The organism is Ruminococcus sp. AM42-11, assembly GCF_003480145.1.
GTDB classification, from domain to species: domain Bacteria; phylum Bacillota; class Clostridia; order Lachnospirales; family Lachnospiraceae; genus Blautia_A; species Blautia_A faecis.
In genome coordinates this window covers 1-1,525 of record NZ_QUIO01000094.1, presented here as the reverse complement: position 1 = coordinate 1,525, position 1,525 = coordinate 1, and the positions used below count along the sequence as shown (strand labels likewise).

General features: G+C 42.3%; 1 protein-coding gene. It reads left to right on the top strand.

Annotated elements, in window-relative coordinates; all coding sequences use genetic code 11:
- The first annotated feature begins 153 nt into the window (after positions 1-153).
- Positions 154-1,440, top strand: a complete 1,287-nt coding sequence (locus tag DW904_RS22500) for an IS1380-like element IS613 family transposase (RefSeq protein WP_005805709.1) — start codon at positions 154-156, stop codon at positions 1,438-1,440.
- Positions 1,441-1,525: the final 85 nt, after the last annotated feature.

Sequence of the window (1,525 nt, the reverse complement as noted above, 5' to 3'; positions counted from 1 at the left end):
TTTTTAAACCAATTAGCCTTAATTCCGCAACACTATTATAAAATATTTTTTTTAAGTACCTGAGCAACAAAAAGTTGCTCAGGATTTTGCCATGTCAGAGGATTCACTTAACTTAGTGTTGCAAAAAAATAATCAAACAAAACCTCATCAGGCATGGCAAAAATACAAATAAAATCCGAGAAGCTCACTCCTTTTGGAGGAATATTTTCAATCATGGAGCAATTTGACTCCACATTGTCATCTGTAATCGACTCGACACTCGGTCTAAGGTGTAGCTCGTTCGGTTATCAGTACAGTGAAATCGTCCGTTCCCTCATGAGTATCTACTTCTGTGGTGGCTCATGCATTGAGGATGTCACTACTCATTTGATGAACCATCTCTCGCTCCATCCGACACTTCGTACTTGTAGTTCTGATACTATCCTCAGAGCGATAAAGGAACTGACGCAAGGAAACATCTCATACACATCAGATACGGGTAAGAACTACGATTTCAACACGGCTGACACACTCAATACCTTACTGCTCAATTGTATGTTTGCATCCGGCCAACTGAAAGAGGGCGAGATGTATGATGTTGATTTCGACCATCAGTTCATAGAGACTGAGAAGTATGATGCAAAGCCTACATACAAGAAGTTCCTTGGTTATCGCCCTGGCGTGGCGGTTATTGACGACTTGATTGTTGGCATTGAGAATAGCGATGGTAACACCAACGTTCGTTTTCATCAGAAGGACACGCTGAAGAGATTCTTTGAGAGATTTGAGCAGAACGGACTTACAATCAATCGTTTCAGAGCTGATTGTGGATCATGTTCCGAGGAAATCGTGGAGGAAATAGAGAAACACAGCAAATCCTTCTATATCCGCGCAAACCGCTGCAGTTCGCTCTACAATGACATCTTTGCTCTTAGAGGCTGGAAGACTGAGGAAATCAATGGCATTGAGTTCGAATTGAACTCTATTCTTGTTGAGAAGTGGAAGGGTAAAGCATACCGACTTGTGATTCAAAGACAGAAACGGATGGACGGTGTGCTGGATCTTTGGGAAGGAGAATACACATACCGTTGTATCCTGACTAACGACTATGAATCTTCCACAAGAGAAATTGTCGAGTTCTATAACCTTCGTGGAGGAAAGGAACGTATCTTCGATGATATGAACAATGGTTTCGGGTGGGACAGATTGCCCAAATCCTTCATGGCAGAGAACACTGTGTTCCTTCTTCTTACGGCACTTATCCGTAATTTCTACAAGGCCATTATCCACAGACTTGACGTAAAGAGGTTCGGACTCAATGCAACAAGTCGCATAAAAGCGTTTGTCTTCAGGTTTGTCTCTGTACCAGCCAAGTGGATCAGAACATCAAGGCGGTATGTGCTGAATATCTATACCTGTAATAATGCTTACGCAGATATTTTTCAGACTGATTTTGGATAACGCCTACAACTTATGGGTATGATACTGCGTATTGCCTCAAGTCGCATAGTGGGGCAAGGGGATATTGTGGGCAGAAGTGGGTATT

Excerpts from the sequence above, each read along its gene's own strand:
- DW904_RS22500 (WP_005805709.1), top strand. The coding sequence starts at position 154 with ATGGCAAAAATACAAATAAAATCCGAGAAGCTCACTCCTTTTGGAGGA.